This is a genomic window from Streptomyces sp. DH10 (assembly GCF_029813805.1).
GTDB lineage: Bacteria > Actinomycetota > Actinomycetes > Streptomycetales > Streptomycetaceae > Streptomyces > Streptomyces coeruleofuscus.
The window spans coordinates 110,040-136,751 of the sequence record NZ_JARVKU010000014.1; the positions used below are offsets into that span (position 1 = coordinate 110,040).

At 72.9% G+C, this 26,712-nt stretch carries 23 protein-coding genes; 12 read left to right on the top strand and 11 right to left on the bottom strand.

Features of this window, described 5'->3' with window-relative positions; genetic code table 11:
* The first annotated feature begins 177 nt into the window (after positions 1-177).
* The 3 genes from QC385_RS27020 (at position 178) to QC385_RS27030 (ending at position 4,429) form a co-directional block, all read left to right on the top strand.
* Positions 178-783, top strand: a complete 606-nt coding sequence (locus QC385_RS27020) for a carbonic anhydrase (RefSeq protein ID WP_279543968.1) — start codon at positions 178-180, stop codon at positions 781-783.
* A gap of 845 nt (positions 784-1,628) precedes the next feature.
* Positions 1,629-3,329, top strand: a complete 1,701-nt coding sequence (locus QC385_RS27025; protein ID WP_279544080.1) for a SulP family inorganic anion transporter — start codon at positions 1,629-1,631, stop codon at positions 3,327-3,329.
* Between the two features lie 173 nt (positions 3,330-3,502).
* A complete protein-coding gene (locus QC385_RS27030; RefSeq protein WP_279543970.1) occupies positions 3,503-4,429 on the top strand; it encodes an oxidoreductase in 927 nt (308 codons plus the stop codon).
* A gap of 3 nt (positions 4,430-4,432) precedes the next feature.
* Here the strand turns inward: QC385_RS27030 and QC385_RS27035 are convergent, their stop codons facing one another.
* The 5 genes from QC385_RS27035 to QC385_RS27055 form a co-directional block, all read right to left on the bottom strand.
* Positions 4,433-5,374, bottom strand: a complete 942-nt coding sequence (locus QC385_RS27035) for an SMP-30/gluconolactonase/LRE family protein (protein ID WP_279543971.1) — start codon at positions 5,372-5,374, stop codon at positions 4,433-4,435.
* Positions 5,375-5,527: 153 nt separating this feature from the next.
* A complete protein-coding gene (locus tag QC385_RS27040) occupies positions 5,528-6,373 on the bottom strand; it encodes a maleylpyruvate isomerase family mycothiol-dependent enzyme (protein ID WP_279543973.1) in 846 nt (281 codons plus the stop codon).
* A 72-nt stretch (positions 6,374-6,445) separates the two neighbouring features.
* The gene (gene nirD / locus QC385_RS27045) at positions 6,446-6,796 is read right to left on the bottom strand and encodes a nitrite reductase small subunit NirD (protein WP_150480729.1); all 351 of its coding nucleotides are present in this window, start codon (positions 6,794-6,796) and stop codon (positions 6,446-6,448) included.
* A complete protein-coding gene (gene nirB / locus QC385_RS27050; protein WP_279543974.1) occupies positions 6,793-9,390 on the bottom strand; it encodes a nitrite reductase large subunit NirB in 2,598 nt (865 codons plus the stop codon). Before nirB ends, nirD begins: the two co-directional genes overlap by 4 nt.
* Positions 9,390-10,607, bottom strand: a complete 1,218-nt coding sequence (locus QC385_RS27055) for an NAD(P)/FAD-dependent oxidoreductase (protein ID WP_279543975.1) — start codon at positions 10,605-10,607, stop codon at positions 9,390-9,392. The genes nirB and QC385_RS27055 overlap by 1 nt, the downstream gene beginning before the upstream one ends.
* A gap of 175 nt (positions 10,608-10,782) precedes the next feature.
* Between QC385_RS27055 and QC385_RS27060 the strand changes: the two genes are divergently transcribed.
* Complete coding sequence (locus QC385_RS27060; RefSeq protein ID WP_279543976.1) at positions 10,783-11,565, top strand: sulfite exporter TauE/SafE family protein; 783 nt, start codon at positions 10,783-10,785, stop codon at positions 11,563-11,565.
* A 20-nt stretch (positions 11,566-11,585) separates the two neighbouring features.
* On the opposite strand, the gene QC385_RS27065 is transcribed toward QC385_RS27060, so the two are convergent.
* On the bottom strand, positions 11,586-12,488 hold the full coding sequence (locus QC385_RS27065; protein WP_279543977.1) for an NAD(P)-dependent oxidoreductase: 903 nt from the start codon (positions 12,486-12,488) through the stop codon (positions 11,586-11,588).
* Positions 12,489-12,592: 104 nt separating this feature from the next.
* Here QC385_RS27065 and QC385_RS27070 point away from each other — a divergent pair, with 104 nt between their 5' ends.
* Positions 12,593-12,985, top strand: a complete 393-nt coding sequence (locus tag QC385_RS27070) for a winged helix-turn-helix transcriptional regulator (protein WP_279543978.1) — start codon at positions 12,593-12,595, stop codon at positions 12,983-12,985.
* Here QC385_RS27070 and QC385_RS27075 read toward each other — a convergent pair.
* Together QC385_RS27075 and QC385_RS27080 are read right to left on the bottom strand one after the other, a co-directional pair.
* A complete protein-coding gene (locus QC385_RS27075; RefSeq protein WP_279543979.1) occupies positions 12,923-13,600 on the bottom strand; it encodes a class F sortase in 678 nt (225 codons plus the stop codon). The genes QC385_RS27070 and QC385_RS27075 overlap by 63 nt on opposite strands.
* Positions 13,601-13,789: 189 nt before the next feature.
* Positions 13,790-14,311 (bottom strand): hypothetical protein, encoded by a 522-nt coding sequence (locus tag QC385_RS27080; RefSeq protein WP_279543980.1) that lies wholly within the window; start codon positions 14,309-14,311, stop codon positions 13,790-13,792.
* A gap of 271 nt (positions 14,312-14,582) precedes the next feature.
* Here QC385_RS27080 and QC385_RS27085 point away from each other — a divergent pair, with 271 nt between their 5' ends.
* Positions 14,583-15,200, top strand: a complete 618-nt coding sequence (locus QC385_RS27085; protein ID WP_279543981.1) for an NADPH-dependent FMN reductase — start codon at positions 14,583-14,585, stop codon at positions 15,198-15,200.
* A 28-nt stretch (positions 15,201-15,228) separates the two neighbouring features.
* On the opposite strand, the gene QC385_RS27090 is transcribed toward QC385_RS27085, so the two are convergent.
* Positions 15,229-15,645: a gamma-glutamylcyclotransferase family protein gene (locus QC385_RS27090; protein WP_279543982.1), complete on the bottom strand. Its 417-nt coding sequence runs from the start codon at positions 15,643-15,645 to the stop codon at positions 15,229-15,231.
* Between the two features lie 139 nt (positions 15,646-15,784).
* Here QC385_RS27090 and QC385_RS27095 point away from each other — a divergent pair, with 139 nt between their 5' ends.
* The gene (locus QC385_RS27095; RefSeq protein WP_279543983.1) at positions 15,785-17,431 is read left to right on the top strand and encodes a M4 family metallopeptidase; all 1,647 of its coding nucleotides are present in this window, start codon (positions 15,785-15,787) and stop codon (positions 17,429-17,431) included.
* Positions 17,432-17,449: 18 nt separating this feature from the next.
* On the opposite strand, the gene QC385_RS27100 is transcribed toward QC385_RS27095, so the two are convergent.
* Positions 17,450-19,630: a molybdopterin oxidoreductase family protein gene (locus QC385_RS27100; RefSeq protein ID WP_279543984.1), complete on the bottom strand. Its 2,181-nt coding sequence runs from the start codon at positions 19,628-19,630 to the stop codon at positions 17,450-17,452.
* Positions 19,631-19,942: 312 nt separating this feature from the next.
* Between QC385_RS27100 and QC385_RS27105 the strand changes: the two genes are divergently transcribed.
* Genes QC385_RS27105 through QC385_RS27115 form a run of 3 tightly spaced genes read left to right on the top strand, consistent with a single transcriptional unit; the run spans position 19,943 to position 23,517 of the window.
* Entirely contained in the window at positions 19,943-21,463 is a 1,521-nt protein-coding gene (locus QC385_RS27105) for an amino acid adenylation domain-containing protein (protein ID WP_279543985.1), read from the top strand.
* Positions 21,460-22,728 carry a hypothetical protein gene (locus QC385_RS27110; RefSeq protein ID WP_279543986.1) on the top strand — a complete coding sequence of 423 codons (1,269 nt, stop codon included), beginning with the start codon at positions 21,460-21,462 and terminating at the stop codon, positions 22,726-22,728. Before QC385_RS27105 ends, QC385_RS27110 begins: the two co-directional genes overlap by 4 nt.
* 21 nt (positions 22,729-22,749) lie before the next feature.
* On the top strand, positions 22,750-23,517 hold the full coding sequence (locus QC385_RS27115; protein ID WP_279543987.1) for an enoyl-CoA hydratase-related protein: 768 nt from the start codon (positions 22,750-22,752) through the stop codon (positions 23,515-23,517).
* 68 nt (positions 23,518-23,585) lie between these two features.
* On the opposite strand, the gene QC385_RS27120 is transcribed toward QC385_RS27115, so the two are convergent.
* A complete protein-coding gene (locus QC385_RS27120) occupies positions 23,586-24,272 on the bottom strand; it encodes a SanA/YdcF family protein (protein WP_279543988.1) in 687 nt (228 codons plus the stop codon).
* 213 nt (positions 24,273-24,485) lie between these two features.
* On the opposite strand from QC385_RS27120, the gene QC385_RS27125 reads away from it, so the two are divergent.
* Together QC385_RS27125 and QC385_RS27130 are read left to right on the top strand one after the other, a co-directional pair.
* Entirely contained in the window at positions 24,486-25,259 is a 774-nt protein-coding gene (locus QC385_RS27125) for a sirohydrochlorin chelatase (protein WP_279543989.1), read from the top strand.
* 141 nt (positions 25,260-25,400) lie between these two features.
* Positions 25,401-26,678 (top strand): deoxyguanosinetriphosphate triphosphohydrolase, encoded by a 1,278-nt coding sequence (locus tag QC385_RS27130; RefSeq protein ID WP_279543990.1) that lies wholly within the window; start codon positions 25,401-25,403, stop codon positions 26,676-26,678.
* Positions 26,679-26,712: the final 34 nt, after the last annotated feature.

The window sequence follows — 26,712 nt, forward strand, 5'->3', positions numbered from 1 at the left end:
CGTGAATTCGCGTTTTCTGCCCTGGAGTTCACACGCTACAAGATGACCGTTGGTAAGGGTATCCCGACAAAGAATGTTCAATTCCTGGCCGGGCTCTGGAGTTCGCTTAACCTTCCGCTGTAGGTCGTCCGTCTACGGTGGGGTGCATCGAAGGAAACCGCAGCTCAGGAGGTTAAGTTGAAGGCGTTGTTGGACCGTGCCCGCACATTCAGGACGCGCGTCGATTTCGACAGCGGCGAATACCGGAAACTGGCCGAAGGGCAATATCCGGAGGCGTTGTTCATCACCTGCTCGGACTCCCGGGTCATACCCGCACTGATCACCGGAGCCCGGCCCGGTGAGATATTCGAGCTGCGTAACGCGGGAAATATCGTGCCGCCCTACGGACGGCCCGGGGCCTCGGGAGAGGCGGCCACCATCGAGTACGCACTGGAGGTGCTCGGGGTTCAGGACATCGTGGTGTGCGGTCACTCACACTGCGGCGCGATGGGCGCGCTGAAGTCCGGCGACGACCTGTCCGCCCTGCCCGGCGTGGACGCCTGGCTCCACATCGCCCGCCCGGAACTGGCCCCCGTCCTGGAATCCGCACCGGACGACCCGTCGCTGCCGGAGGTGTCCCAGGGCAATGTCGTCAACCAGCTGGCGTCGCTGCGGAGTTACCCGGTGGTGCGACAGCGGCTCGACGCGGGCCGACTGCGTCTGCACGGCTGGTACTACGAGGTCGACACGGCGTTCGTCTACGAACTCGGTGACGACGGCGCCTTCCGGGTGCATGCCGCGTGAGCGGGGCGCATGCGCGGGGGCGGGGACGCGGTGGCGCCGCGTCGGGGGGCCGGGCGGCCGGTCCGGCGGGAGATACGGCTGCGGGCTGGGGGGCGGCTGGTTCCGGTTCTTCGGACTGGGAGTCGGGAGGTTCCGCACAGGGCTCGGGGGACTGGGGAGCGGGTGGCTTCGCAGAGGGCTCGGGGGACTGGGGAGCGGGCGCTCGCGGCGAGGGCGCCGCGGGTTGGGGAGCGGCCGGTTCCGAGGGGAGTGCTTCGGACTGGGGGGCGGGCGGTCCCGCGGAGAGCTCGGGGAGCTGGGAGTCGGGCGGCTTCCCAGGGGGCTCGGGAGGCTGGGGGCCGGGCGGTCGCGGTGAGGGCGCGGCGGGTTGGGGGGCCGCTGGTTCGGACGGAAGCGCTGCGGAGTGGCGGACAGGCGGTTCCGCGGAGGGCACGGCGGACTGGGGGTCCGGCGGCTCCGCGCGGAGCTCGGGGGACTGGCAGTCGGGTGGGCCGGTGCGTGGCGCGGCCGAAGGCGCCACGGGCTGGGGGCCGGGCGGACCTCCGGACGGTTTGACGGGCGGCCGGTCGGGGGCGAGTGGCCCCGGCGGGGGCCTGGCCGGAGGTGCTGCGAGTCGGCGGTCCGGCGGTCCGGCGGGGGACCGGGCAGGAGGCGCTGCGAGTCGGTGGTCTGGCGGTTCGGCGGGCGGTTCCCTGGGTGGCCGGTCGGGTGGCCCGGGCGGCGGTTCGGCGCGGGACCCGGAAGGGGGCGCTGCGAGTCGGTGGTCGGGCGGATCGTCCGGTGAACCGGCCGGCGGCTCGGCCGGAGGTGCCGTGGGCGGTGTGCTGGGCGGGCTGATCAGCCGTGTGTCCGGTGGTGCGAAGGGCGGGGGTGGCAAAGCCGGGGCCCGGACCAAGGCCGACCTCGTCACCGACATCACCGCCTCCCTCGTCGTCTTCCTCGTCGCCCTGCCGCTGTGCATCGGTGTCGCCGTCGCCTCCGGCGTGCCCGCCGAGCTCGGGATCATCTCCGGGGTGATCGGCGGTCTGGTCGTCGGCGCGGCACGCGGCAGTACGCTCCAGGTCAGCGGGCCGGCCGCCGGCCTCGCCGCGCTCGTCGCGGAGACCGTCGCCGAGGTCGGTGTGGCCATGCTCGGCGTGATCGTGCTGTTCGCCGGGATCCTCCAGATCATCCTGGGACTGGTGCGGCTCGGCCGGATGTTCCAGGCCATCTCGGTCGCCGTCGTCCAGGGCATGCTGGCCGGCATCGGCGTGCCGCTGATGTTCAGCCAGGCCTACCCGATGGCCGACGCCAAGGCCCCCGGCACGGCGCTCGAGAACATGGCCGGCATCCCCGGACTGCTGGCCGGGATCCTGACCGACCCGCAGGCGATGATCGCCACGCTGCTCGGTGTCGTCACGATCGTGCTCAGCTTCGTGTGGAAGAAGGTGCCGGGCCCGGCCGGGAAGATCCCGGCCGCGCTGGTCGCCGTGGGCATCGGCATCGTGGTCGCCGCGCTGCCCGGCGTGGACGTGAAGACGCTCCAGGTGGGCAACCTGCTCGCGTCCGTGTCGGTGCCCGGGCCCGAGCAGTTCGCCGGGCTCGCGGACGGGGCGATCATCACCGCCATCCTCACCTTCACGGTCATCGCGTCCGCCGAGAGCCTGTTCACGGCCGCCGCGGTGGACCGCATGCACAGCGGTCCGCGCACCCGCTACAACACCGAGCTGATCGCCCAGGGCGCCGGGAACACCGTCGCCGGCCTCCTCGGCGCGCTCCCGATCACGGCGGTCGTGGCCCGCAGTTCGGCCAACGTCCAGGCGGGAGCCAAGACCCGGCTCTCGCGCACCCTGCACGGCCTGTGGCTGCTCGCCTTCGCGCTGCTGCTGCCGCAGGTGCTCGCGCTGATCCCGATCTCGGTGCTCGCCGGTGTCCTCGTGCACAGCGGCTGGAAGCTGTTCGGGCCCGCCGAGTTCCCGAAGATGTGGCGGCAGGACAAGGGCGAGTTCGGGGTGATGACGCTGACCACGCTGGTCATCGTCGTGACCGCGCTGCTCGAGGGCGTGCTGATCGGTCTCGCCGCGGGAATCGTGCTGGCCGCGCTGCGGATGTCTCAGACCGCGATCCGCCAGCACGTCGAGGACGACACCGCGAAGGTCGTCATGGCCGGCAACGCGACGTTCCTGCGGCTGCCGAAGGTGATCGAGGCGCTGGAGGCCGCCGCCGCGGCCGGGAAGCCGAGGATCCGGCTCGACCTGACCGGCGTGACCCACCTGGACCACGCCTGCCGCAACCAGGTCGAGGAGTTCACCGCCCAGCAGCGGGGACTGGGGCTGCGGGTGGAGCTGCTGATGCCGGGGGAGGCGAAGCCGGACGGTGGGCGGGCCGCGGCGCCGGCGGGAGAGGCCCAGGCACCGCTGCCCAAGCGGCCGGTCACGGCCATGGCCGAGGAACCGTGGGGCGAAGCGGTGGGGGAACCCTCCCCCTGGCCCCCGGCCGACGCCGAGTGGTTCTACCTCGACACCCGGCCGCTCTCGGACGGCCGGCGGTCGAGCCCGGTGGGCTGACAGCGGCCCCGGGTCCACGGGCCCGGGGCCTCCTCGCCGTACCTGACCGGGGCCTCCTCGCCGTATCCGACCGGGGGCGTGCACGCCCGAGTACGCGTGCACGCCCCCGTTCGATCAGGCGGCGCGCGGCCCCTCGTAGGGTGGATCGCGGCCACCGACGGAGGGAGCCTGCCATGCCAGGCTGGAACACACAGGACATCCCGGACCAGAGCGGCCGCGTCGCCGTCGTCACCGGCGCCAACAGCGGGATCGGGCTCGTCACGGCACGGGAACTGGCCCGCAAGGGCGCGCGGGTGGTGCTCGCGTGCCGCAGCGAGGCCCGGGGCAATGCGGCCCTGGACCGGCTCCGTGCGGAACTGCCGGACGCCCGGGTCGAGCTGGCCCGGCTCGACCTAGGGGACCTCGCCTCCGTACGCGAGTTCGCGGCCGGGTTCCCCTACGAGCGGCTGGACGTGCTCGTCGACAACGCCGGGGTGATGGCGCTGCCGTACGGGACGACGGCGGACGGCTTCGAGACGCAGTTCGGGGTCAACCACCTGGGACACTTCGCCCTCACCGGCCTGCTGCTGCCCGCGCTGCTGGCGGCGCCGGAGGCCCGGGTCGTGGTCGTCTCCAGCGGGATGCACGCCCTCGCCAACATCGACATCAACGACCTCAACAGCGAGCGGCGCTACCGGCGCTGGATCGCCTACGCCCGTTCCAAGACGGCCAACCTGCTGTTCACGCACGAGCTGGCGCGCCGGGCGGCGGCGCACGGCAGGGACCTGGTGGCGGCCGCGGCCCACCCCGGATACGCGGCCACCAACCTCCAGACCACCGGACCGCTCGCCGAGGGGCGCCGGGCCGCCGAGCGGCTCGTGCGGATCGGCAACCGGGTCATCGCGCAGCCTGCCGAGGCGGGCGCGCTGCCGATCCTGTACGCCGCGACAGAACCCGGCGTGCGGCCCGACTCCTTCACCGGCCCGCACATCGCCATGTGGCGCGGGGCGCCCGCACCGTCCTGGCGGGCGCCCTGGACCCTCAACGACGTGGCGGGGCAGCGGCTGTGGGCCGCGTCCGAGGAGCTGACCGGGGTGACGTACGGCGCGCTGAAGGCATGACGCTCAGAGGGACACGGCCACCGCGTTGAACGTCGTCTCCGGCGTCTGCGGGCTGGTGAAGCGGGCGTTGACCAGGTAGAGGCGGTCGCCGTAGCGGGCGGCGGTGGTGGGGACGTCGAAGCGGGGGTCGGTGATCGTCCTGGTCAGGGTGGCGGTGGCGGCCTTCCTGTCCAGGTCCCACACAGTGATCTTGTTGAGGCGGTTCTGGACGACGTACAGGGTGCGGCCGAGCCGGACCAGGCCGTCGCCGCCCGCCACGTCCGGCGCGCCCCGCAGTGTGACCTCGGTGGCGTGGCCGGTCTCGAGGTCCACGCGGTACAGCTGACCTGCGTTGACGACGATCAGACCCCGTCCGTCGGGCGTGGCGACCAGGCCGTTGGCGCTGTTGGTCCCGGCGGGCGCCTGCACCCACTCGCCGGTGAGCGGCAGGGCGCGGACCTCGCCCCGCCGGCCGCGCGGCACACCGTGGAGGACGGCCGCACGGGAGTCGGTGAACCAGGCGCGGTCCTCGTGCAGGACGACGTCGTTGATGAACGGGCCGGTGTCACGGGTGAGTTGGTAGGTGGTGAGCAGCTCGCCGGTGCGCGCGTCGACGATCCTCGCGGTGCCTCCGGCGCCGCCGGCCACGTACAGCAGGCTGTCCCGGTCCAGCTTCAGGCCGATGGACGCGAGACCGGCGGTGCCCTCGTGCAGGACCCGGCCCTTGCCGGTGCGCAGGTCGGTGCGGTAGATCGCGCCGTCGGCGCGCGAGCCCATGTACGCGTACGGGCTGCCGCCTATGGTGATCCCCTCGGGGAGCCAGCCGTCGGGCAGCGGGAACTCGGTCGGCCGGCCGGTCCCGGGAACGGCCTGCGCCGTGCCGGTGGCGCCGGCGGCCACCGCGAGCGCCGCGACCGCCCCGCCGAGCACGGTCCGCCGGGACGGCTGGGGGTGGTTCCGAGTCATGGTGGGGCCTCCGTGGCAGGAAGGGGGGATGTGACTCGACGAAAAGCTGTGACTGGACGAGACGCTGTGACTCGATGAAACGCGAAGTACCCCCGGCACGGCAGCCGAGTCGGCGAACTCGACAGCAACCCGACAGCCCCGCCCGCCAGTTGATCAGTAGACGATCGACACGATCCGGCACACGGCCTCGGCGAGCGGGCGGTCCCCGTCGACCCGGGCCCGCGCGAGCGCGGCGGCCGGCCGGACACCCCGCGTGCACAGCCGCCAAGCGGTCTCCGTGTCCAGCTCCACGGCGGCTGCCGTCGGCCGGACGTCGGGGTCCTGCGCCAGGGACCAGCCCTCCGGCCCGGCGGCCACGGTCCAGGTGCCCCCTCCCTGGCCGGTGACCGTCAGCGCCACCCGTGTGCCGGCCGGCGCGGCGGTGTCCCGCAAGGTGTGGGGCAGGGCCCGCATGAACGTGTCCAGGACCATGGACAGGGCCCCCGGCTCGGGGTCGGTGCCCAGCCCGGCCGCGTGCCGGATCTGCTGGCGGTGCGTCCAGTACTCGGTGAACTCCCGGGCGCAGTCCAGCCACATCGGCGCCGGGTCCACCCCGGCCCAGGACACGCCCAGGGACGGCGCGTCCAGGTCGGCGCGGGCGAAACGGCGGGCCAGTTCGGTGCCGGCCTCTTTCAAGGCGTCGACGAGCGAGGCAGGGTCCATGTCCCGGTGGCGGTCGACCCACTCCTGGTTGGCGCGGTGGATGAACGCCTCCAGGGTCTCTCCCGGCGCGAAGGGGCCGAACTCCCGGCGGCCGAGGCGGGCGTTGTAGTCACCGAGGACGTGAGCGGCGACGTCGTGCACGGTCCAGCCCGGCACGGCCGTCTCGTTCCATTGACCGGGCCGCAGGCGCCGCAACAGCCTCAGCAGCGCCTCCAGTTCCGGCTCGAACAGCGGGCGGGCGTCGATCGGAGGGCCGAGCCAGGAGAGGCCGGGCCTGTCGTTCGGCTGCGCAACCATGGCCCCAGTTTGCCGGGCGCAAACGGAAACACCCCTCCGGGGAGGGGTGTTTCCGAACGGGCGTTCGCGTTCCTACGCGGTGCGCACCTTGTACGTCGCCACCTGTACCTCCTCGTCGTCCAGGCACTGCCCGGACGCCAGGTCGAAGCGCTGCTTCAGCAGGGGCGAGGCGACGAACGGGCGGCCCTGGTGGGTGCCGGTCAGGCCGCGGGAGAGGACCGCCGCGCCGGTGAACGGGTCGCGGTTGTCGACGGCGAACAGCTCACCGGAGCGGTCCCGGAAGATCGCCGCCTGGCGGCCGTCCGGCAGCAGTGCCGCCACCCCGCGGCCCGGGAGCAGCATGCTCAGGTCGCAGACCGCGAACCAGTCGCCGTCCAGAGCGAGTTCGACCTTCAGATCAGTGGTCTCGGGTGCCAGGGTCATCGCTGGGCGCTTCCTTCCAGTACGTCTTCGGCGGGTCGCATACCGATGGACAGCAGCGGCAGGTCGGGCTTCATCTGGTCGCGCTCGGGCACGAACGCGACGACCGGGTCGGGGGTGTCCGGCGCGTTCACGAAGGACACGAACCGGGCCAGCTTCTCGGGGTCGTTGATGGTCTCGGCCCACTCGTCGCGGTAGTGCGCGACGTGCGCCTGCATCAGCTTCTCCAGCTCGTCGCAGATGCCGAGCGAGTCGTGGACGACGACGTCCCGTACGTGCTCCAGGCCGCCGGGGATCCGCTCCAGCCAGGTCGAGGTGCGCTCCAGGCGGTCGGCCGTACGGATGTAGAACATCAGGAACCGGTCGATCAGGCGGACCAGTTCGGCGTCCGACAGGTCCTGCGCGAGCAGGTCCGCGTGGCGCGGCGTGGCACCGCCGTTGCCGCCGACGTACAGGTTCCAGCCGTTGGCGGTGGCGATCACGCCGAAGTCCTTCGACTGGGCCTCGGCGCACTCGCGCTGGCAGCCGGAGACGGCCGACTTCAGCTTGTGGGGCGACCGCAGGCCCCGGTAGCGCAGCTCCAGGTCGATCGCCATGCGGACGGAGTCCTGGACGCCGTAGCGGCACCAGGTCTGGCCGACGCAGGACTTCACCGTGCGCAGCGACTTGCCGTAGGCGTGGCCGGACTCGAAGCCGGCGTCGACCAGACGGGCCCAGATCAGGGGCAGCTGCTCGACGCGGGCGCCGAACATGTCGATCCGCTGGCCGCCGGTGATCTTCGTGTAGAGGCCGAAGTCGCGGGCGATCTCGCCGATCACGATCAGCTTCTCCGGGGCGATCTCACCGCCGGGGATGCGCGGGACGACCGAGTACGAGCCGTTCTTCTGGAGGTTGGCCAGGAAGTGGTCGTTGGTGTCCTGGAGGGCGGCCTGCTCACCGTCCAGGACGTAGCCGCTCGCGCCGATCGTCGGAGCGAGGGAGGCGATGATCGAGCCGACGGCCGGCTTGCAGATCTCGCAGCCGCTGCCGCCCCTGGCCTCCTCGCGGCCGTGGCGGTCCAGCAGGTCCTGGTAGCTGTTGATGCGCAGGGCGAGGACGATCTCGTACAGCTCCTCGCGGGTCTGCGAGAAGCAGCCGCACAGGCCCTTGTCGACCTCGACGCCGCTGGCCTCCAGCTCGGCGGTGACGAGCTGGCCGAGGACCTTGACGCAGGAGCCGCAGCCGGTGCCGGCCTTGGTGCACTTCTTCACCTCGGGCACGGTCGTGCACTGGTGGTCGGTGACCGCGCCGCGGATCGTGCCCTTGGAGACGTTGTGGCAGGAGCAGATGATCGCGTCGTCCGGCAGTGCGGACGGGCCGAGCTGCGCCGGGGCGCCCGCACCTGCGGGCAGGACGAGGGCCTCGGGGGCGACCGGCGGGACCGAGCCGGTGAACGCCTTCAGCGTGCCGTACGCCTCCGCGTCGCCGACCAGGATGCCGCCGAGCAGCGTGCCGTCGCGGCCGATGACCAGCTTCTTGTACAGGCCCGCGCGGGAGTCGGAGTAGACGACGTCGAGGCAGTCCTCGGCGGTGCCGTGCGCGTCACCGAAGGACGCCACGTCCACGCCGAGCAGCTTCAGCTTGGTGGACAGGTCGGCGCCGGTGAAGGCGGCCTCGTCCGCCGCGATCGTCGCGGCGGCCGTCTCGGCCTGCTCGTAACCGGGCGCGACCAGGCCGTACACCCGGCCGTCGGCGGCCAGCGCGCACTCGCCGATCGCGAACACGTGCGGGTCGTTCACCGTGCGGCACTGTTCGTCGACCGCGATGCCGCCGCGCTCGCCGACCGTCAGGCCGCAGTCGCGGGCCAGCTGGTCGCGGGGGCGGACACCGGCGGAGAACACCACCAGGTCGGTGGAGAGTTCGGAGCCGTCGGACAGCTTCATGCCGGTCACGGCGCCGTCCTCGCCGACGACGATCTCCTGCGTGCCGACGCCCGTGTGGACGCTCAGGCCCATGTCCTCGATGGTGCGCAGCAGGGCGGCGCCGCCGCCCTCGTCGACCTGGACGGGCATCAGGCGGGGCGCGAACTCCACGATGTGGGAGGTGAGTCCGAGACCCTTCAGCGCGCCCGCGGCCTCCAGGCCGAGCAGACCGCCGCCGACCACGGCACCCGTCGTCGCCTTCTTGGCGTACTCCTCGATGGCGAGGAGGTCCTCGATCGTGCGGTAGACGAAGCAGCCCTCGGCGTCCTTGTTGGGGACCGGCGGCACGAACGGGTACGAGCCGGTGGCCAGGACGAGCACGTCGTAGTCGACGACGAGACCGGAGCGGGCGGTCACCCTGCGCGCCTCGCGGTCGATCGTCTCCGCCGGGTCACCGACGCGCAGCTCGATGCCGTGGTCCTCGATGAACCGCAGGTCCGTCATGGACAGGTCCTCGGGCGTCTTGCCCGAGAAGTACGAGGTGAGCTGGACGCGGTCGTAGGCCGGGCGCGGCTCCTCGCAGAGCACGACCACGCGGTGCGTGGCGGTCAGGCCGCGCTCGGCGAGCGCTTCGAGGAAGCGCTGGCCGACCATGCCGTGGCCGACGAGCACGATCGTGGGGGTGGCCGTGGACATCAGGAGCCTCCATCATTGGTGAGCAGGTGGAGCAGCGGGCCGCCGTCAGTCGGGAGCGGCTCTGCTCCCTCCCAGGCGCGGGCGAGCGCGCCGACGGTGCCGAGTTCGCCGACGAGGACCCCGCCGACCAGGCGGTCGTCGCGGACGACGACCTTGCGGTACGTGCCGCGGGTGGCGTCGGCGAGCTGGACGACGTCGTCGCCCGGGAGCGCCTCCGTCTCGCCGAACGCGGCGAGGTCGAAGGGGCTGTCGTGCCCGTTCAGGGTGAGTCGCGTCAGGGAGCGGGTGCCGGTGTAGCGGGCGTCCGCGTCGCCGGCGAGCAGCTCCGCGAGCGCGTCGGCCTGTTCGAGTGCGGGAGTGGCGAGGCCGTAGAGGACGCCGTCGTGCTGGGCGCAGTCCCCGATGGCGTGGATGTACGGGTCGGAGGTGCGCAGCTCGTCGTCGACGACGACGCCCTTGCGGACGTCGAGGCCGGCGGCCTGCGCGAGACCCACCCGGGGGCGGACACCGCAGGCCACGACGACGAGGTCGGCGTCGAGCGCGAACCCGTCGGCCATTTCCACGGAGCGGACGGCGCCGCCGACGCAGCGCACGTCCCGGACGCGGCACTCGGTGTGCACCTCGACGCCCAGGTCGGTCAGGTGCCGCTTGACCAGCTTGGAGGCGGCCGGGTCGAGCTGGCGCTCCATCAGCCGCTCGGACTGCTGGGCGAGGACGACCTGGGCGCCGCGCAGGGCGAGCGCACGGGCCGCGGAGACCCCGAGGAGCCCGCCGCCGATGACGACCGCCTTCGCCCCCGGCCGGACCGCCTTGGACAGGCCCAGGCAGTCGTCCATGGTCCGGAAGGCGTGGACGCCCTCCGGCAGCACGTGGTCGGGGGTGAACAGGCCGCGCAGCGGCGGCAGGACGGGGTTGGAACCGGTGGCGAGGACGAGCCGGTCGTATGCGATCACCGTGCCGTCGGCGCACTCGACGGTCCGCCCGTCGCGGTCGATGCCGACGACCCGGCCGCGCGTGGCCTGCGCGGGCGCGGGCAGGGCGATCACCTCGGGGCTGTAACGTCCGGCCAGCACCTCGGCGAGCAGCACCCGGTTGTAGGGCCGGTGCTCCTCCTCGCCGATCAGCAACGCGGGCGTGCCGAGCTCACCGAGCCGCCGGGCGAGCCGTACGCCCGCGAGGCCGGTGCCGATCACCACCACACGCTCATTCGAGGTCATGTACTCGAGCGTGCGGTGCCGGTGTTACCCGGCAGCATCACGACTGTTTCCCACGGGGAACGCTGCCCTCAGCGGGGACCCGGGGCGGATGTGAGGGTTCCTGGGGTGCGGCGACGGCGGGCTGTGAGGACAGCGTCGCACAGGCCTCGCACCGCGGTCGCATAGGCTCCCGATCATGCCCGACATATCGCTGACCATGATCGCTCTGCTCTGCCTCGCGGCTCTCGCCGCCGGGTGGATCGACGCCGTGGTCGGCGGCGGCGGGCTCCTGCTGCTGCCGGTGCTGCTGCTCGGACTGCCGTCGCACACGCCCGCCGCGCACGCCCTGGGCACCAACAAGGCGGTGGCCATCGTCGGCACGACGGGCGCGGCGGTGACATACGCCCGCAAGGCCCCGGTGGATGTCCGTACGGCGGTGCGCATCGGGCTGGCCGCCCTCGCCGGATCCTCCGCCGGGGCCTTCTTCGCGGCCGGGATGAGCACCGACGTCCTCAAGCCGGTGATCATGGTGGTGCTGCTCGGGGTGGCCGCCTTCGTGATCCTGCGGCCCGCCTTCGGCACGGCCCCCGCGACCGGCCCGGCCACCCGACGGCAGATCCTCGCGGCGATCGGCCTCGCCGGCCTCGGCATCGGCTTCTACGACGGTCTCATCGGCCCCGGCACCGGCACCTTCCTGGTCCTCGCGCTGACCGCCCTGCTCCACCTCGACCTCGTCACGGCCTCCGCCACCGCCAAGATCGTCAACTGCTGCACCAACGCGGGTGCCCTCGCGACCTTCGCCTGGCAGGGCGCGGTCCTGTGGCAGCTGGCCGCCCTGATGGCCGTGTTCAACCTGGCGGGCGGCACGCTCGGCGCCCACACCGCCCTGAAGCAGGGCAGCGGCTTCGTCCGCGTCGTGCTGCTGACGGTGGTGTTCGCGCTGGTGGCGAACCTGGCGTACGAGCAGTGGCTGGCCTAGTGCCGCGGTACTAGGCGGTACTAGGAGGGCGCCCCCGCCCGCAAATCCAGCAGCTCGATGATCCCCGTGCCGTCCTCGTCGCCGTGCCCCCGGGTGAGGCGCCGCTCCATCAGCGCCATGTACGGCGTCAGCAGCTCCGGGCTCACCCGCTGCTCCCCGGCCGTGCGCAGCAGTGTGGCGTTGCCGGCGACCTGCATGGCGAGGTTGGAGACGACGTTCCTGGTGTAGTCGCCGCTCTGAAGCTGGTCGGCGGTCTGGTGCACGGCAGGGGCCATCGCGGTCAGCCAGTCCACGAGCAGCGGCGCGAAGTCCTTCGGGGCGATGTCCTCCGGGCGGATGAGCGCGAAGGCGTGCGTGACGCCCGCGAACATGCAGCTCATCGCGCTGAGCAGCGCCACGTCGTGCAGCGCGGCGAAGCCCGGGTCGGCCCCGACGTACCGGGTGCCGGCCGGGACTGCGAGGGTGTCCCGGTGCTCCTCGAACAGCTCGGGCGAGCCGCTGTAGAAGACGTACCCGCCGGACTCCGGGGCTCCGATCATCGGCGGGACGGCCATGATCCCGCCGTCCAGGAAGCGGGCGCCGCGCTCCTTGGCCCAGGCGGCGCGGCTGCGGCCCTCGCCGGGCGTGCCCGTGGTGAGGTTCACCAGGTCCCGTCCCGCGAGAGCGGCCCCGTCGAGGGCCTCGCCCACGGAGGCGTCGTCGAGCAGACAGAGGACCACGAGCCGGTTCGCGGCCACCGCCTCCGCGGCGGTCCGGGCGACGGTGGCGCCCTCGGCGGCGAGGGGTTCGGCGCGGGAGGCGGTGCGGTTCCAGACGGTCACCGGGTGCCCGGCGGCCAGCCAGGCGCGGGCCAGGGCCGTGCCCATGTCGCCGGTGCCGAGGACGGTGAGAGGGGTGCGGGAAGCAACTGCGTTGTCGGTCATGGCGTTTAGGCTCGTCCGAGGGGAGCGCCCGCTCAAGTACGTACTTCGAAGTGGGTGGTTACCCCAGGGGAAGGGTCCAGGCAGGAGAAGGGGAGGGCTCGGGCATGCAGAGGACGGGACGGCGGCCGGGGGCGTACGTCTGCGGGATCGACGCGGCGATGGACGTGATCGGCGGCAAGTGGAAGGTGCTGATCCTCTGGGCGCTGCACGAACGGCCGTGCCGCTTCGGCGAGCTGCGCCGAGAGCTGCCGGGGATCACCGAGAAGGTGCTCGCCTCGCATCTGCGGGAGATGGAGGCCGACGGGCTGGTGCACCGCGAGGCGTACGACGAGGTGCCGCCCCGCGTGGAGTACTCGCTGACACCCCGGGGCGTCTCCCTGAACGAGGCTCTGGAACCGCTGGGCGCCTGGGGGAGGGCCAACGTCCTGGGAGGCTCACCGGCTGCCGGTCAGATGCGCGAAGACCACGACGTTCCCCTGGTAACCGGAGCCGCGTGAGTAGCCGCCGCCGCAGGTGATGACCCGCAGTTCGGGGCGGTGGGCGGCGCCGTAGACCTTCTCGTCGGGGAAGTCCTTCGCCGCGTACACCTCGACGGCGTCCACGGTGAACACCGCGACGCTGCCGTCGCGCCGGTCCACCTCGATCGTGCGGCCCTTGGCCAGGGAGCCGAGGCGGTAGAAGACGGCCGGGCCGTCGGCGTTGTCGACGTGGCCGGCGACGATCGCGGTGCCCCGCTCGCCGGGCGTGGTGCCGGCCTCGTACCAGCCGGCGAGGTTCTTCCGCTCGGCGGGCGGTACGTCGAGACTGCCGGTCCTCGTCAGGCCGAGGCCGGTCAGGGGCGCGTCCACCCGGATCGCCGGGATGCGGATGCGGTCGGGCGGCGAGGGCGGCAGCGCGGGCACGCCGGGCCGCTCACCGGCCCGGCCGTCCTGTCCCGCCCGGCCGTCCTGCCCGGCGCGGGCCTGCGCGGCGGAGGGCTGCGGCGGGGCGTGCGTCTCGGCGCCGTTGCGCAGCAGCCATGTCCCGGAGCACAGGGCGAACACCGTGACGGCCGCCATGGCGGCGTTGGCCGGATTGCCGAACCTGCTGCCGTACCTGGGGAACCTGCGCATGCCCGACCCTTTCCCGATCCCCGATAGCCGTCCGGTTCCTGATCCCCAAGCCGCCCGGTTTCCGGCCACCGGCCCCCAGACCCCTCTGGTCCCGGAGTCCGCCCCGTGCCCCCTCCGGGCCGCGAGGGGCGTCGGACCCGGAGGGGGAGGGGAGATGCGGTACCGGCGACGGACAGCGGAGGGTGTCCGTCAGATCCCGTCGCCTCTCGCCCGGCGATGCAGGAGCCAGGTACCGCCCGCGGCGGCGACGGCGAGGGCCGCCACGCCGGCCGCGGTCTGCACGGGATCGGGGCCCAGGGCACCGCCGACCCCCGTCTTCACACTCCCTCTGGGATGGACCTGCCGGCCCTCGGACGTCAGCGTGACCACCAGGTCACCGGTGATGCGCCGGCCGCTCCCGGTGCACGTCGCCGTGATCTCGTACGTCCCCGGCTGCGCGCTCGGCGGCACCCTGAACCGCCCTGTCGCGTCCTGCTCGTTTCGGCCCGGCGCGAGGCTGAGGGAACCGGCCCCGACCGCGCTGGCGTCGCCCGTCGCGGTCCCGCCGTCGCCGCAGGCCGCCGTGCGCACCGTGACGTGTCCGCCCGGGACGACCGAGGACGGGGACACCTCCACGTCATCGGTGGGCGCGCCGTACGCGGGAGCGGCGGCGATAGCCGCGGCGGCGACGGCGAGCGCGGTACCGGTCAGCGGCCGGGCGGTACGTCGCATCGGTGCTCCTCCGAGCTGTTCGTTCGTGCACCTGCCCTTCCGAGGTAACGGGCAGCGGGGCGACCGCGCGTTCTGATGGTGCGTCAGAATTGGGGTGAATGGGTGTCAGGGGGAGGCGGACAGGCTGCTCCTCGTGGCCGTTTGGGCAGGTCACGGGCGTTCAGTGGACGGGGCGCGGAAAAGCCCGGGACGCGCGTGTGAACGGGTGACCCGGATGCCGCGTCCGTCGGGGCTTGACCTCAAGAAAGCTTGAGGTATGAGGCTGTGCCGCATGAACACAGCCGTTACGAACGCACCCGCCCCTGTCCAGCCCGCGACCGAGCCCCTGCGGGTGACCCTCGTCGTCGGCAGCAACCGCCATGGCCGCTTCGGCCCGGTCGTCGCCGGCTGGCTCCTGGACCACCTCCGGGACCGGGGCGACCTGGTCACCGAGGTCGTGGACGTCGCCGACGTCGATCTGCCGACGTCATTCGAACCGACCCCCGAGGCGACCGCCGCGCTGTCCGGTGTCACCCCGAAACTGGCCCGCGCGGACGCCTTCGTCATCCTCACGCCCGAGTACAACCACTCCTTCCCGGCGGGCCTGAAGAACCTCGTCGACTGGCACTTCGGCGAGTGGCGGGCCAAGCCCGTCGCCCTCGTCTCCTACGGCGGACTGGCCGGCGGCCTGCGCGCCGTCGAGCACCTGCGTCAGGTCTTCGCCGAGCTCCACGCCGTGACGGTCCGCGACACGGTCTCCTTCCACAACGCCGGCGCGTCCTTCGACGACGCGGGCGCCCTGCACGACCCGTCCGGCCCGGACGCCGCGGCCAAGACCATGCTGGACCAACTGGTGTGGTGGGGCCGGGCGTTGCGCGAGGCGAGGGCGAAGACGCCGTACGCGGGCTGAGCCCCGGCCGCGCCCTGCCCGACCCCTCTCACCCCCGCACCCGCCAGTCCCCGCCCGCGATCGGCCTCCCCCGGGTCCGCAGCCGTGCGGCGACGGCGGGTGCGGCGACGTACACCCAGGCCCGGACGGCCGCCCCGTCCGTCTCGCGTACGACCTTCCGCTCGACGCGTTCGTACAGGCTGCGCGGGTCGCCCGGCACGTAGTCCTCCAGCCGGTCCAGCTCGGCGAGCAGCTCCGCGTAGGTCTCCGGGTGCGCGGTCACCAGCTCCCCGCACACGACCCCGCCGTCCGGATCCTCGACCGCGTAGGGATAGCCCGGCCCCTCGTAGAGCACCGCGCCCGGGAGCCGCCCCGGCACCTCGGAGCGGGTGCGGCCGCGCAGGAAGAGGCCGTGGTTGACCTCACCGGGGCGGAGGGTGCCGTAGACGAAGAAGGGGAGGGTCACAGGAACGATTCTCCACCCTCACACTCCTGCACAGCGGGCCTATGGACATGACATGTCCGGCCCGACTTGACTCGCGGTCAACATCAACACCGCACCCGGTCGACCCCACGCGACCGGGTGCGCCCGTATGAGGAGACCGATGAGCCGGATACGTCACGTCCGAGGGTCCCGTCCCGTCATCGCCGGGGTGGCCGTCACCGGCACCGCCGCCCTGCTGGCCGCCGCGCTCTCGCCCACCGCCCTGGCGGAGGACCGGCCGACCCGGTCCGACGCGATCGAGAGTGCCGGGACGGTCCTCTCCGAGCGGGCCGCGGAACTGGGCCTCACCACAGCCCAGAAGACGAAGGTCCGGGACGTGGTCGTCGACGAGGACGGCACCCGGCACGTCCGCTACGACCGCACGTACCACCGACTCCCGGTCCTGGGCGGCGACTTCGTGCTCCACCTGAACCCGGACGGCACCTACCGCGGCGCGAGCCGGGCGACGAAGTCCGCGCTCGCCCTGGAGAGCGTCACCCCGAAGGTGACCGCCCCCAAGGCCGCCGACCTCGCCGCGAACCTGCTGCGCGCCGCGCACCTCGGCGAGACCCTGAAGAAGCTGACCGCCAAGCCGCGGCTGGTCGTCGACGCCCTGCACGGAGCCCCGAAGCTGGCCTGGCAGACCGACGCGGTGGCGCACGACGGGCTCGGCAACCCGGTCGGGCGCACGGTGCTGACCGACGCGACGACCGGCGACCGGATCGACGCCTGGGACACCCTGGAATCGGCGTCGGGCGACGGCGAGTCCCTCTACGGCGGCACGGTTCCGCTGGAGACGACGGAGTCCGGGTCGTCGTACCGCCTCAAGGACGCGACGCGCGGCGGTACGTACACGGGCGACGCGGCGAACAAGACGGACCAGTGCCTGCTGACCGTCTGCCTGACCCGCGCCCCCGCGACGGTGTTCACGGACGCCGACAACCACTGGGGCACGGGCACGGTCTCCGACCGCGCGACGGTCGCGGTGGATGCCCAGTACGGCACGGACGTCACCTGGGACTACTTCAAGAATTTGCACGGCCGCGACGGCATCGCCGGCGACGGCAAGGGCTCGTACAACCGCGTCCACTACGGCAAGGACTACAACAACGCCTTCTGGGACGACAACTGCTTCTGCATGACGTACGGCGACGGCGACGGCAAGCAGCTCGGACCGCTGGTCTCGCTGGACGTGGCCGGACACGAGATGTCCCACGGCGTGACGTCGAAGACGGCGGCGCTGACGTACTCGGGCGAGTCCGGCGGCCTGAACGAGGCCACGTCGGACATCTTCGGCACGCTGGTGGAGTTCTACGCGGACAACGCGAAGGACCCCGGTGACTGGCTCATCGGCGAGAAGGTCGTCCGCTCCGGGCTCGGCCGGGAGGCCCTGCGCCGCATGGACGAGCCGTCGAAGGACGGCAAGTCCGCCGACTGCTGGAGCGAGGGCCTCGCCGACCTCGACGTGCACTACTCCTCGGGCGTCGGCAACCACTTCGCGTACCTGCTCGCGGAGGGCAGCGGCGCGAAGACGATCAACGGCGTCAGCCACACCTCCCCGACCTGCGACGGCTCCACGGTGAACGGGATCGGCCGGGCCAAGCTGGGCAAGATCTGGTACCGCGCCCTGACGGTCTACATGACGTCCTCGACGGATTACGCGGGCGCCCGTACGGCGACCCTGAACGCGGCGAAGGACCTCTTCGGCGGTGGCGGCACGGAGCAGAAGGCCGTGGCGGCGGCCTGGAGCGCGGTCAACGTGAAGTGAGCCGCACCGGCGCGGAACTCAGGGCCGCACCGCCTCCAGCCGCACCGCGCACGCCTTGAACTCCGGCATCCGGGAGGTCGGGTCGAGCGCGGGGTTGGTGAGGGAGTTGGCGCGGCCCTCGCCCGGCCAGTGGAACGGCATGAAGACCGTGTCGGGCCGGATGGTGTCGGTGATCCGGGCGGGCGCCACGGCCCGGCCCCGCCGGGACACGACGGCCACCGGATCGCCCTCGGCCGCCCCGAGCCGGGCCGCCAGCCGCGGATGCAGCTCCACGAACGGCCCGGGCGCGGCGGCGTTCAGCTCCGCCACACGCCGGGTCTGCGCCCCGGACTGGTACTGCGCCACGACCCGCCCGGTCGTGAGCAGCACCGGGTACTCGTCGTCCGGCTCCTCGGCGATGGCCCGGTGCGAGACGGGGACGAAGCGGGCGCGTCCGTCGGGGGTGGCGAAACGGTCGAGGAAGAGGCGCGGGGTGCCGGGGTGGGCAACGCCCACCGTTTCCTCCGTCTCGGTGGAGGCCGGGCGGCCCGCCGCGCCCCGTTGCGCGCCCGGGCCGCCCGCCCCGTCCTGGTCCCCCGTCAGACCCTCCGGCTCCACCGCCGGACAAGGCCAGAACAGCCCGTTCTCCTCCACGATCCTGCGGTACGTGATCCCCGAGTAGTCCGCGGGGCCGCCCGCGCTCGCCCGGCGGAGTTCCTCGAAGATCTCCTCCGGGTCGGTCGGGAAGCCCTTCTCCACGCCCAGGCGGGCGGCCAGTTCGTGCATGACCTCCAGGTCGCTGCGGACGCCGTCGGGCGGGGTGATGGCCTGGCGGCGGAGCAGGACCCTGCCCTCCAGGCTGGTCGTCGTGCCCGTCTCCTCGGCCCACTGCGTGACCGGCAGGACCACGTCCGCGAGAGCCGCCGTCTCCGACAGCACCACGTCACAGACGGCCAGGAAGTCCAGGGACTTGAGGCGCTCCTCGATGTGCGCGGCCCGCGGGGCCGACACCACCGGGTTGGACGCCATCAGCAGCAGGGATTTGATGTCGGTGCCCAGCGCGTCCAGCAGCTCGTAGGCACTGCGCCCCGGGCCGGGCAGCGAGTCCGGGTCCACGCCCCACACGTCGGCGACGTGCCGCCGCGCCGCCGGGTCGTCGAGCTTGCGGTAGCCCGGCAACTGGTCGGCCTTCTGGCCGTGTTCGCGGCCGCCCTGCCCGTTGCCCTGCCCGGTCAGGCAGCCGTACCCGGACAGCGGGCGGCCCGCCCGGCCGGTCGCCAGACACAGGTTGATCCACGCGCCCACCGTGTCGGTGCCCTTGGACTGCTGCTCGGGCCCGCGTGCCGTGAGCACCATCGCCGACTCGGGCTCGCAGAACATCCGTACGGTCTCCCGCAGTTCGGGGACGGAAACCCCCGTGATCCGCTCCACGTACTCCGGCCAGTGCGCCATCGCGGCGGCCCGGGCGTCCTCCCAGCCCGCCGTCCGCTCCCGGACGTACTCCTCGTCCACCCGGCCCTCGGCGATCACCAGGTGCAGCAGGCCCAGGGCGAGCGCCAGGTCGGTGCCCGGCCGGGGCGCCAGGTGCAGGTCCGCCTGCTCGGCGGTCCTCGTGCGGCGCGGGTCGATGACGACCAGCGTGCCGCCGTTCTCCTTCAGCTCGGTGAGGAAACGCAGGGACGGCGGCATGGTCTCCGCGAGGTTCGACCCGACCAGGATCACGCAGCCGGTCTTCGGGATGTCCTCCAGCGGGAACGGCAGCCCCCGGTCGAGGCCGAACGCCTTGATCCCGGCCGCCGCGGCCGACGACATGCAGAAACGGCCGTTGTAGTCGATCTGGGACGTGCCGAGCACGACCCGCGCGAACTTGCCGAGCGTGTACGCCTTCTCGTTCGTCAGACCGCCCCCGCCGAACACCCCGACCCCGTCCGGCCCGTACTCGGCGCGCGTGCGGCGCAGCCCCTCGGCGATCCGGTCCAGCGCCTCGTCCCAGGAGGCCGGCACCAGCTCGCCCCCGTCGCGCACCAGCGGTGACGTCAGGCGCACGTTCGAGGCCAGCACCGCCGGCGCCGTACGGCCCTTGCCGCACAGCGCGCCCCGGTTCACCGGGAAGTCCGTACGCTCGCTCACCTCGACGGTCCCGTCCGGCGCGGGCGTCAGGTTCATCCCGCACTGCAAGGCGCAGTACGGGCAGTGCGTGGGCGTGGCGGTGGTCTGCATACCGTTCAGCGTGCTTCGGCCGTGTTACGCCCGGGACGGTTCCCTGTTACGCGGCAGGGACGGCAACCTCCCCGCCGCCGGTCCGCCCGCGTGAGGCACACGCCTGCCCACCTTCACGTCGCCGCCGACCGGCACGGACGTTGCCGATGTGACGAAAAACGCCACATGTGGCTCATTGCTCTCCTTTCTTGGCTGATCCGACCTAGTTGAGTGTTGAAGCAGCGCCACTACGCTCTCGCTACGCGCAGCGCTCGCACGACTCCGTACGGCGTTCGACTCCCACACTCGAAACAGCCAGGAGGCCAACCGATCATGCCTCTGCGCCATCTGACCCCCCAGGACCGAGAGCTGTTCCGGCGATACGGCCGGGGCCCCAGCGTCCCCGTCCCCGACCCGCTCCTGCACCACGCCGTCGCCCGGCACGCCGCGGCCGTCCCGCACGCCGTGGCCGCCGAACACCAGGGCGCGTGCCTCACCTACGGCGAGCTCGACCGGTACGCCGACGCCCTCGCCGCCCGCCTCGTCCGCGAGGGAGTACGCCCCGGCGACCACGTCGGCCTGTTCGTCCGCCGCTCGATCCCGATGCTCGTCGGCCTGCTCGGCATCCTGAAGGCCGGCGCCGCCTACGTCCCGCAGGACATCGGCCTCGCACCCCCGGCCCAGCTCACCCACGTCATCCGCACCGCCCGCACCCGGGTCGTCCTCACGGCCGCCGAACACGCCCACCGCGTGCCGCTGCCGGACGGTCACCTGCTGCTCGCGCTCGACGAGCCGCAGCCGTACGCCCCGGCCCCGCGCCCGCGCGTCACCGGCGACGACGGCGCTTACGTCCTGTTCACCTCCGGCACCACCGGCCGCCCCAATGGCGTGAAGGTCACCCACCGCAACGTCGCCAACATCCTGCTCACCGAGCCGGGCGGTCTCGGCATCCGCCCCGGTGACCGGGTCGCCCAGCTCCTCAACATCGCCTTCGACATGGCCGCCTGGGAGATCCTGGGCTGCCTCACCCACGGCGGCACCCTCGTCATCCGCGGCAAGGACATCGCCGCGGCGGCCCGCACCGCCGACGTGCTCATCGCCACGCCGACCGTGCTGTCCGGCCTCGACCCCGCCGCGTGCCCGCGCGTGCGCACGGTCGCCGTCGCGGGGGAGCCCTGCCCGCGCCCGCTGGCCGACCGCTGGGCCCGGCAGGCCGCCTTCCACAACTGCTGCGGTCCGACGGAGACCACGATCGTCAATACGATGAGCCGCCACGACCCGGCCGCCCCGCTGCTCACCATCGGCCGCCCCACCCCCAACAACACGGTCTACGTCCTCGACCCCGACCGGCGCCCCCTGCCCGTAGGCGAGGCCGGCGAGATGTGGGCGGGAGGCGACTGCGTCTCCGCGGGCTACCTCGGCGACGACGCCCTCAACGCCGAGCGTTACGCCCCCGACCCCTTCCTCGGCGGCGGCCGGCGCATGTTCCGCACCCGGGACCTCGGCCGCTGGACCCCCGACGGCGAGCTGGAGCACCTCGGGCGCACCGACGACCAGGTCAAGGTGCGCGGCTTCCGCGTCGAGCTGGACTCCGTCTCCTCCGTCCTGGAGACGGCCGCCGGCTGCACCCGCGCCGTCACCCTGAAACGCGACGCCCGCACCCTGGTGTCCTTCGTCTGCCCCGCCGACGTCGACCCGGACACGGCCCGCCGCGCCGTCGCGGACGCCCTGCCCTACTACTGCGTCCCCGAGCAGGTCCTGCCCCTCGCCTTCCTTCCCGAGACCGACCGCGGCAAGGTCGACAAACAAGCCCTGCTCGGCATGCTCGACGAGCGCGTGGCGGTGGCCCGATGACCACGTCACCCGCCCGGGCCCGCCAGGACACGGGCGACCTCCCGCCGCTCCTGCCCGCCCCCCGCCGCCTGCTCAAGCACCCCCGCCTGATGCACTACAACCGCCTCGCGGCCCTCGTGCTCCTGGCCAACGCGGCGTTCCTGTGGGCCGCCGGACCCCCGGCCACGCCGACCCTCGGGCACGCGGCCCTCGCCAACCTCGCCCTGGCCGTCCTCGTACGCCAGCAGTACGTCATCAACCTGCTGTTCCGGCTGGCGACCTCGGCCCCGGTGAGCTGGCCGCTGAAGGTCCGCTGGACGCTCGGCAAGGTGTACCACTTCGGCGGGCTGCACGTGGGCGGGGCGCTGGCCGGGGCGGCCTGGTTCCTGGCCCTGACGGTCGCGGTGACCCGCGCCGGGACGGACCTGCCGCTGATCACGGTGAGCTGGACCCTGGTGGCCCTCCTCGCCCTGATCGTCGCCACGGCCCTGCCACCCTTCCGCTCCCGCCACCACGACCACTTCGAGAAGATCCACCGCTTCGGCGGCTGGAGCGCCCTCGCGCTCTTCTGGACCCACACCCTGCTCTCCGGCCAGGGACCGGTACCGCTCGCGGTCCTCGCCGTCGTCACGTTCAGCGTGGCGCTGCCCTGGCTGCGGCTGCGCAAGGTGGACGTCCGCACCGAACGCCCCTCCCCGCACGTGACGCTGGCTCACTTCGACTACGGCGAGACCCCCTTCGCCGGCTCCTCGACCGCGATCAGCCGCAGCCCGCTGAAGGAGTGGCACTCCTTCGCCAACGTCCCGGCCCCCGGCCGCTCCGGCTTCCGGCTCACCATCTCCCGCGCCGGTGACTGGACCGGCTCCTTCATCGACGACCTGCCCCCGCGGGTGTGGGTGAAGGGCATCACCACGGCCGGAGTCGCCAACATCGAGGTCCTGTTCAGGAAGGTGGTCTACGTGGCGACCGGCAGCGGCATCGGCCCCTGCCTGCCCCATCTGCTCGCCGCCGAGGTCCCCTCGCGCCTGGTCTGGGCGACCCGCGACCCCCGCGCCACCTACGGTGACGCCCTCGTCGACGAGATCCTCGCCGTCCAGCCGCACGCCCTGGTCTGGGACACCTCCCGGCACGGCAAGCCCGACATGGTGCGGCTCGCCCACGCCGCGTACCGCGACTTCGGTGCGGAGGCGGTCATCTGCATCTCCAACAAGCGGCTGACCTGGCAGGTGGTGCACGGCCTGGAACGGCGGGGGATTCCGGCGTACGGCGCGATCTGGGACTCGTGACCCACCTTCCAGGGAGGAAAGATGAACCACCTGAAAGTCGAAAGGGACGGCCGTGTGGTGACCGTCCGCCTGCACCGCCCGCACGCCCTGAACGCGCTCAGCTCCGAACTGCTCGCCGAACTCCTCGGCGTCCTCCGCCCGTTGGACGACGACCCTGACGCCGGCTGCTTCGTCGTCACCGGCTCGGAGAAGGTCTTCGCCGCCGGCGCGGACATCAAGGAGATGGCGGGCAGGTCGGCCGTGGACATGATGGCCGAGGACTACTTCGCGGCCTGGGAGGACTTCGCGGACCTGCGCACCCCGAAGATCGCCGCCGTGGCCGGCTACGCGCTCGGCGGCGGCTGTGAGCTGGCCATGATGTGCGACCTGGTCGTCGCGGGCGAGTCGGCCCTGTTCGGTCAGCCGGAGATCAAGCTGGGCGTGATACCCGGCATCGGCGGCACCCAGCGGCTGACCCGCCTGGTGGGCCGGGCCAAGGCCATGGACCTGGTGCTCACCGGCCGCACGATGGACGCCCGGGAGGCCGAGCGCTGCGGCTTGGTCTCCCGCGTGGTCCCCGACGACCGGGTCCTCGCCGAGGCCCTGGAAGCGGCGGCGGCCATCGCCTCGTACGGCCGTACGGCGGTCAGGGCGGCCCGCGAGTGCGTCGACCGGGCCCTGGAGACGGGCCTGCGGGACGGCCTCCGCTTCGAACGGCGGGTGTTCCACGCCCTGTTCGCCACCGACGACCAGAAGGAGGGGATGACGGCGTTCCTCGAGAAGCGCCCCCCGCGCTTCCACGGACGCTGATGTCACAGTCCGGCCGGGGGTGGGAGCGCACCGACCGCGCTCCCGCCCCCGGCGGACGGCCCGGTCCGCTACTCGACCGTGGCCAACGCCCGCTCCACACCCGGCTCCCGGGGCCCGAGGAACCGGGGATCCGGCCGGAACACCGCGTCCAGAGCCGCCTTCCCGGCGGCGAGGATCTCCCGGGCGCCCCCGTAGTGCCAGGTCGCGTCATGCACGGCGTCGACCCCCACCCCGTACGACTCGACGCCCGCCGCCTCGCACAGGGCCACCGCCCGCCGGATGTGAAACCCCTGGCTGATCAGCACGGCCTCGTCCACCCCGAAGATCTTCTTCGCCCGCACGCAGGAGTCCCAGGTGTCGAACCCCGCGTAGTCGCTGACGATCCGCCCGTCGGGCACCCCGTGCCGCGTCAGGTACACGCGCATCGCGTCCGGCTCGTCGTAGTCCTCGCGGCTGTTGTCCCCGGTGACGAGCACCACCTCGACCCGGCCCTGCCGGTACAGCCCGGCCGCCGCGTCCAGCCGGTGCGCGAGGTACGGCGACGGCTCCCCGTCCCACAACCCGGCACCGAACACCACGGCCACTTCGGTACGCGGCACGTCCGCCGCCGTCCGCAGCCGGTCACCCGCGGCCACGTACATCCAGGTCGCCGGAAGCAGCGCGAGCACGCACCCGGCCATCACGGCCTGCACGAGCCGCCGCTGCCCCCGCCGGGTACGCGGCAGCCGTGGTCTGCGGAACGTCACACGACGCATCGGCGGTCCCTCCCCAGGTCGGCCCCTCGCAGTCAGGGACGTCCACACGGACCGCCCGGTTCATCCGCCTCCGCGTGACCAGCTTCACGCGTTACACGGAACCGCCAGGTCAGGCCGCCTCACACTCCACCCGTCCCACATCGTGAACCGCCGGAAAACACCCGTGACGCCCACGCAACGGGAAGGCAACGTGCGGCGGCGACCATCGGTTGCATGCCCAGTCAGCTCAGCCTCGTCCCGCAGCCCGCCACGCGCCGCCCGGCCGCGCCCGCCCTCGTGGTCGTGGCGCACGGCAGCCGCGACCCCCGAGCGCTGAGCACCGTACGCGCGCTCCTGGACCGGGTCCGCGCGCTGCGCCCCGACGTGCCGGTGCACCTCGGGCACATCGAACTGAACGCCCCCCTGCTCCCCGACACGCTCGCCGCCCTGGGAGACACGGAGGCGGTCCTGGTCCCCCTCCTCCTCAGCCGCGGCTACCACGTCAAGCAGGACATCCCCGAGATGGCCGCGGCCTCCCGGGCCCGCACCCACGTGGCGGCCCCGCTGGGCCCGCACCCCCTCCTGGTGGACGCCCTCCAGGCCCGCCTGACGGAGGCAGGCTGGGGCGGCACGCCCCGCAGCAGCAGCGCGGTGGTACTCGCCGCGGCCGGCTCCCGCGACCCGGACGCCAAGACGGACACCGGCCGCACGGCCCACCTCCTCGCCGCTCGCCTGGGCGTCCCCGTCATCCCCGCCTACGCCTCCGCAGCGGCCCCGACGGTCGAGACGGCCGTCCGCACCCTGCTCGCGAGGGGCCGCCGCCACATAGCCCTGGCCTCCTACTTCACGGCCCCCGGCCGCTTCGCCACGGAGTGCGCCCAGTCGGCCCCCTGGATAGCGGCGGCCCCCCTCGGCACGCACTCGTCCATGGCCCACCTCCTCCTCCACCGCTACGACGAGGCCCTGGCGGCGGCTTCGTCGGCTGTGCCCGAATTGGCTTCGGCTTAAAACGCGGGTTGGTGCAGGTACCTGAGGGGCGCGGGGCTCCGCCGCGTGGGCGCGACCAGCCACCCCGACCCGCACCCGCCACACACCCGAACCCGGCAAACGCTCAGGCACACAGCACACCCATGCCCGTACTGTCGACCCATGGCAGGCACCTCACAAACCCCCCCGGCCTACGACCCGGCGTCAGCCGACCGCTGGGCCCCGGAACCAGACAAACGCCCCGGCCGCACCGCCTTCCAACGCGACCGGGCCCGAGTCCTGCACAGCGCCGCCCTGAGAAGACTCGCCGGCAAAACCCAAGTGGTGACGCCCGGCACGATGGGCCCGGCCTGGGACGCCAGCCCCCGCACCCGCCTCACCCACTCCCTCGAATGCGCCCAGGTCGGCCGCGAACTGGGCGCGGCCCTCGGCTGTGACCCGGACCTCGTGGAAGCCGCCTGCCTCTCCCACGACCTCGGCCACCCGCCCTTCGGCCACAACGGCGAACAGGCCCTCAACGAGTTCGCGGCGGACTGCGGCGGCTTCGAGGGCAACGCCCAGTCCCTCAGACTGCTCACCCGCATCGAGCCCAAAAGGTTCACCCCCGAAGGCTCCGTCGGCCTCAACCTCACCCGCGCCGCCCTCGACGCCGCCACGAAGTACCCCTGGCCCCGCGGCGCCCACCCCAGTGACCCGGCGTCCCGCAAGTTCGGTGTCTACGACGACGACCGCCCGGTCTTCGACTGGGTCCGCAAAGGCGCCCCCGGTGCCCGTATCTGCTTCGAGGCGCAGGTCATGGACTGGTCCGACGACGTGGCCTACTCGGTGCACGACGTGGAGGACGGCCTGCACGCCGGCCACATCGACCCGAACTGCCTGCACGCGGAACCCGAACGGCAGGACGTCTTCCAGGTCGCCCGCGACCGGTACGTACCGGCGGACACCGACCCCGCCGAACTCGCCGAGGCCCTGGACCGGCTCCTCGCCCAGGAGTGGTGGCCGCACGGCTACGACGGCACCGCCGTCGCCCAGGCCCGGCTGAAGGACGCCACCAGCCAGCTCATCGGCCGCTTCTGCCTGGCCGCCGAGAGCGCGACCCGCACCATGTACGGCGCCGGACGGCTCACCCGGTACGCCGCGGAACTGGTCGTGCCGCGCGAGGCCCGTCTGGAGTGCGCCGTCCTCAAGGCCGTCGCCGACCTCTACGTCATGCAGCGCGCCGAGCAGGAACGCCTGCGCGCCGACCAGCGCATCGTCGTCGCCGAACTGGCCGAGGCGCTCACCGCCCGCGCCCCGGACGGCCTGGACCCGCAGTTCCGCGCCCTGTTCGACCGGGCGCCGGACGACCGGGCCCGCAAGCGGGTGATCGTCGACCACATCGCCTCCCTCACCGACACCTCCGCCCGCTCGCTTCACGCCCGTCTGACAGGGCACGCATGAGACTGGCGGGAAAACCAACGGGAAAAACGACGGG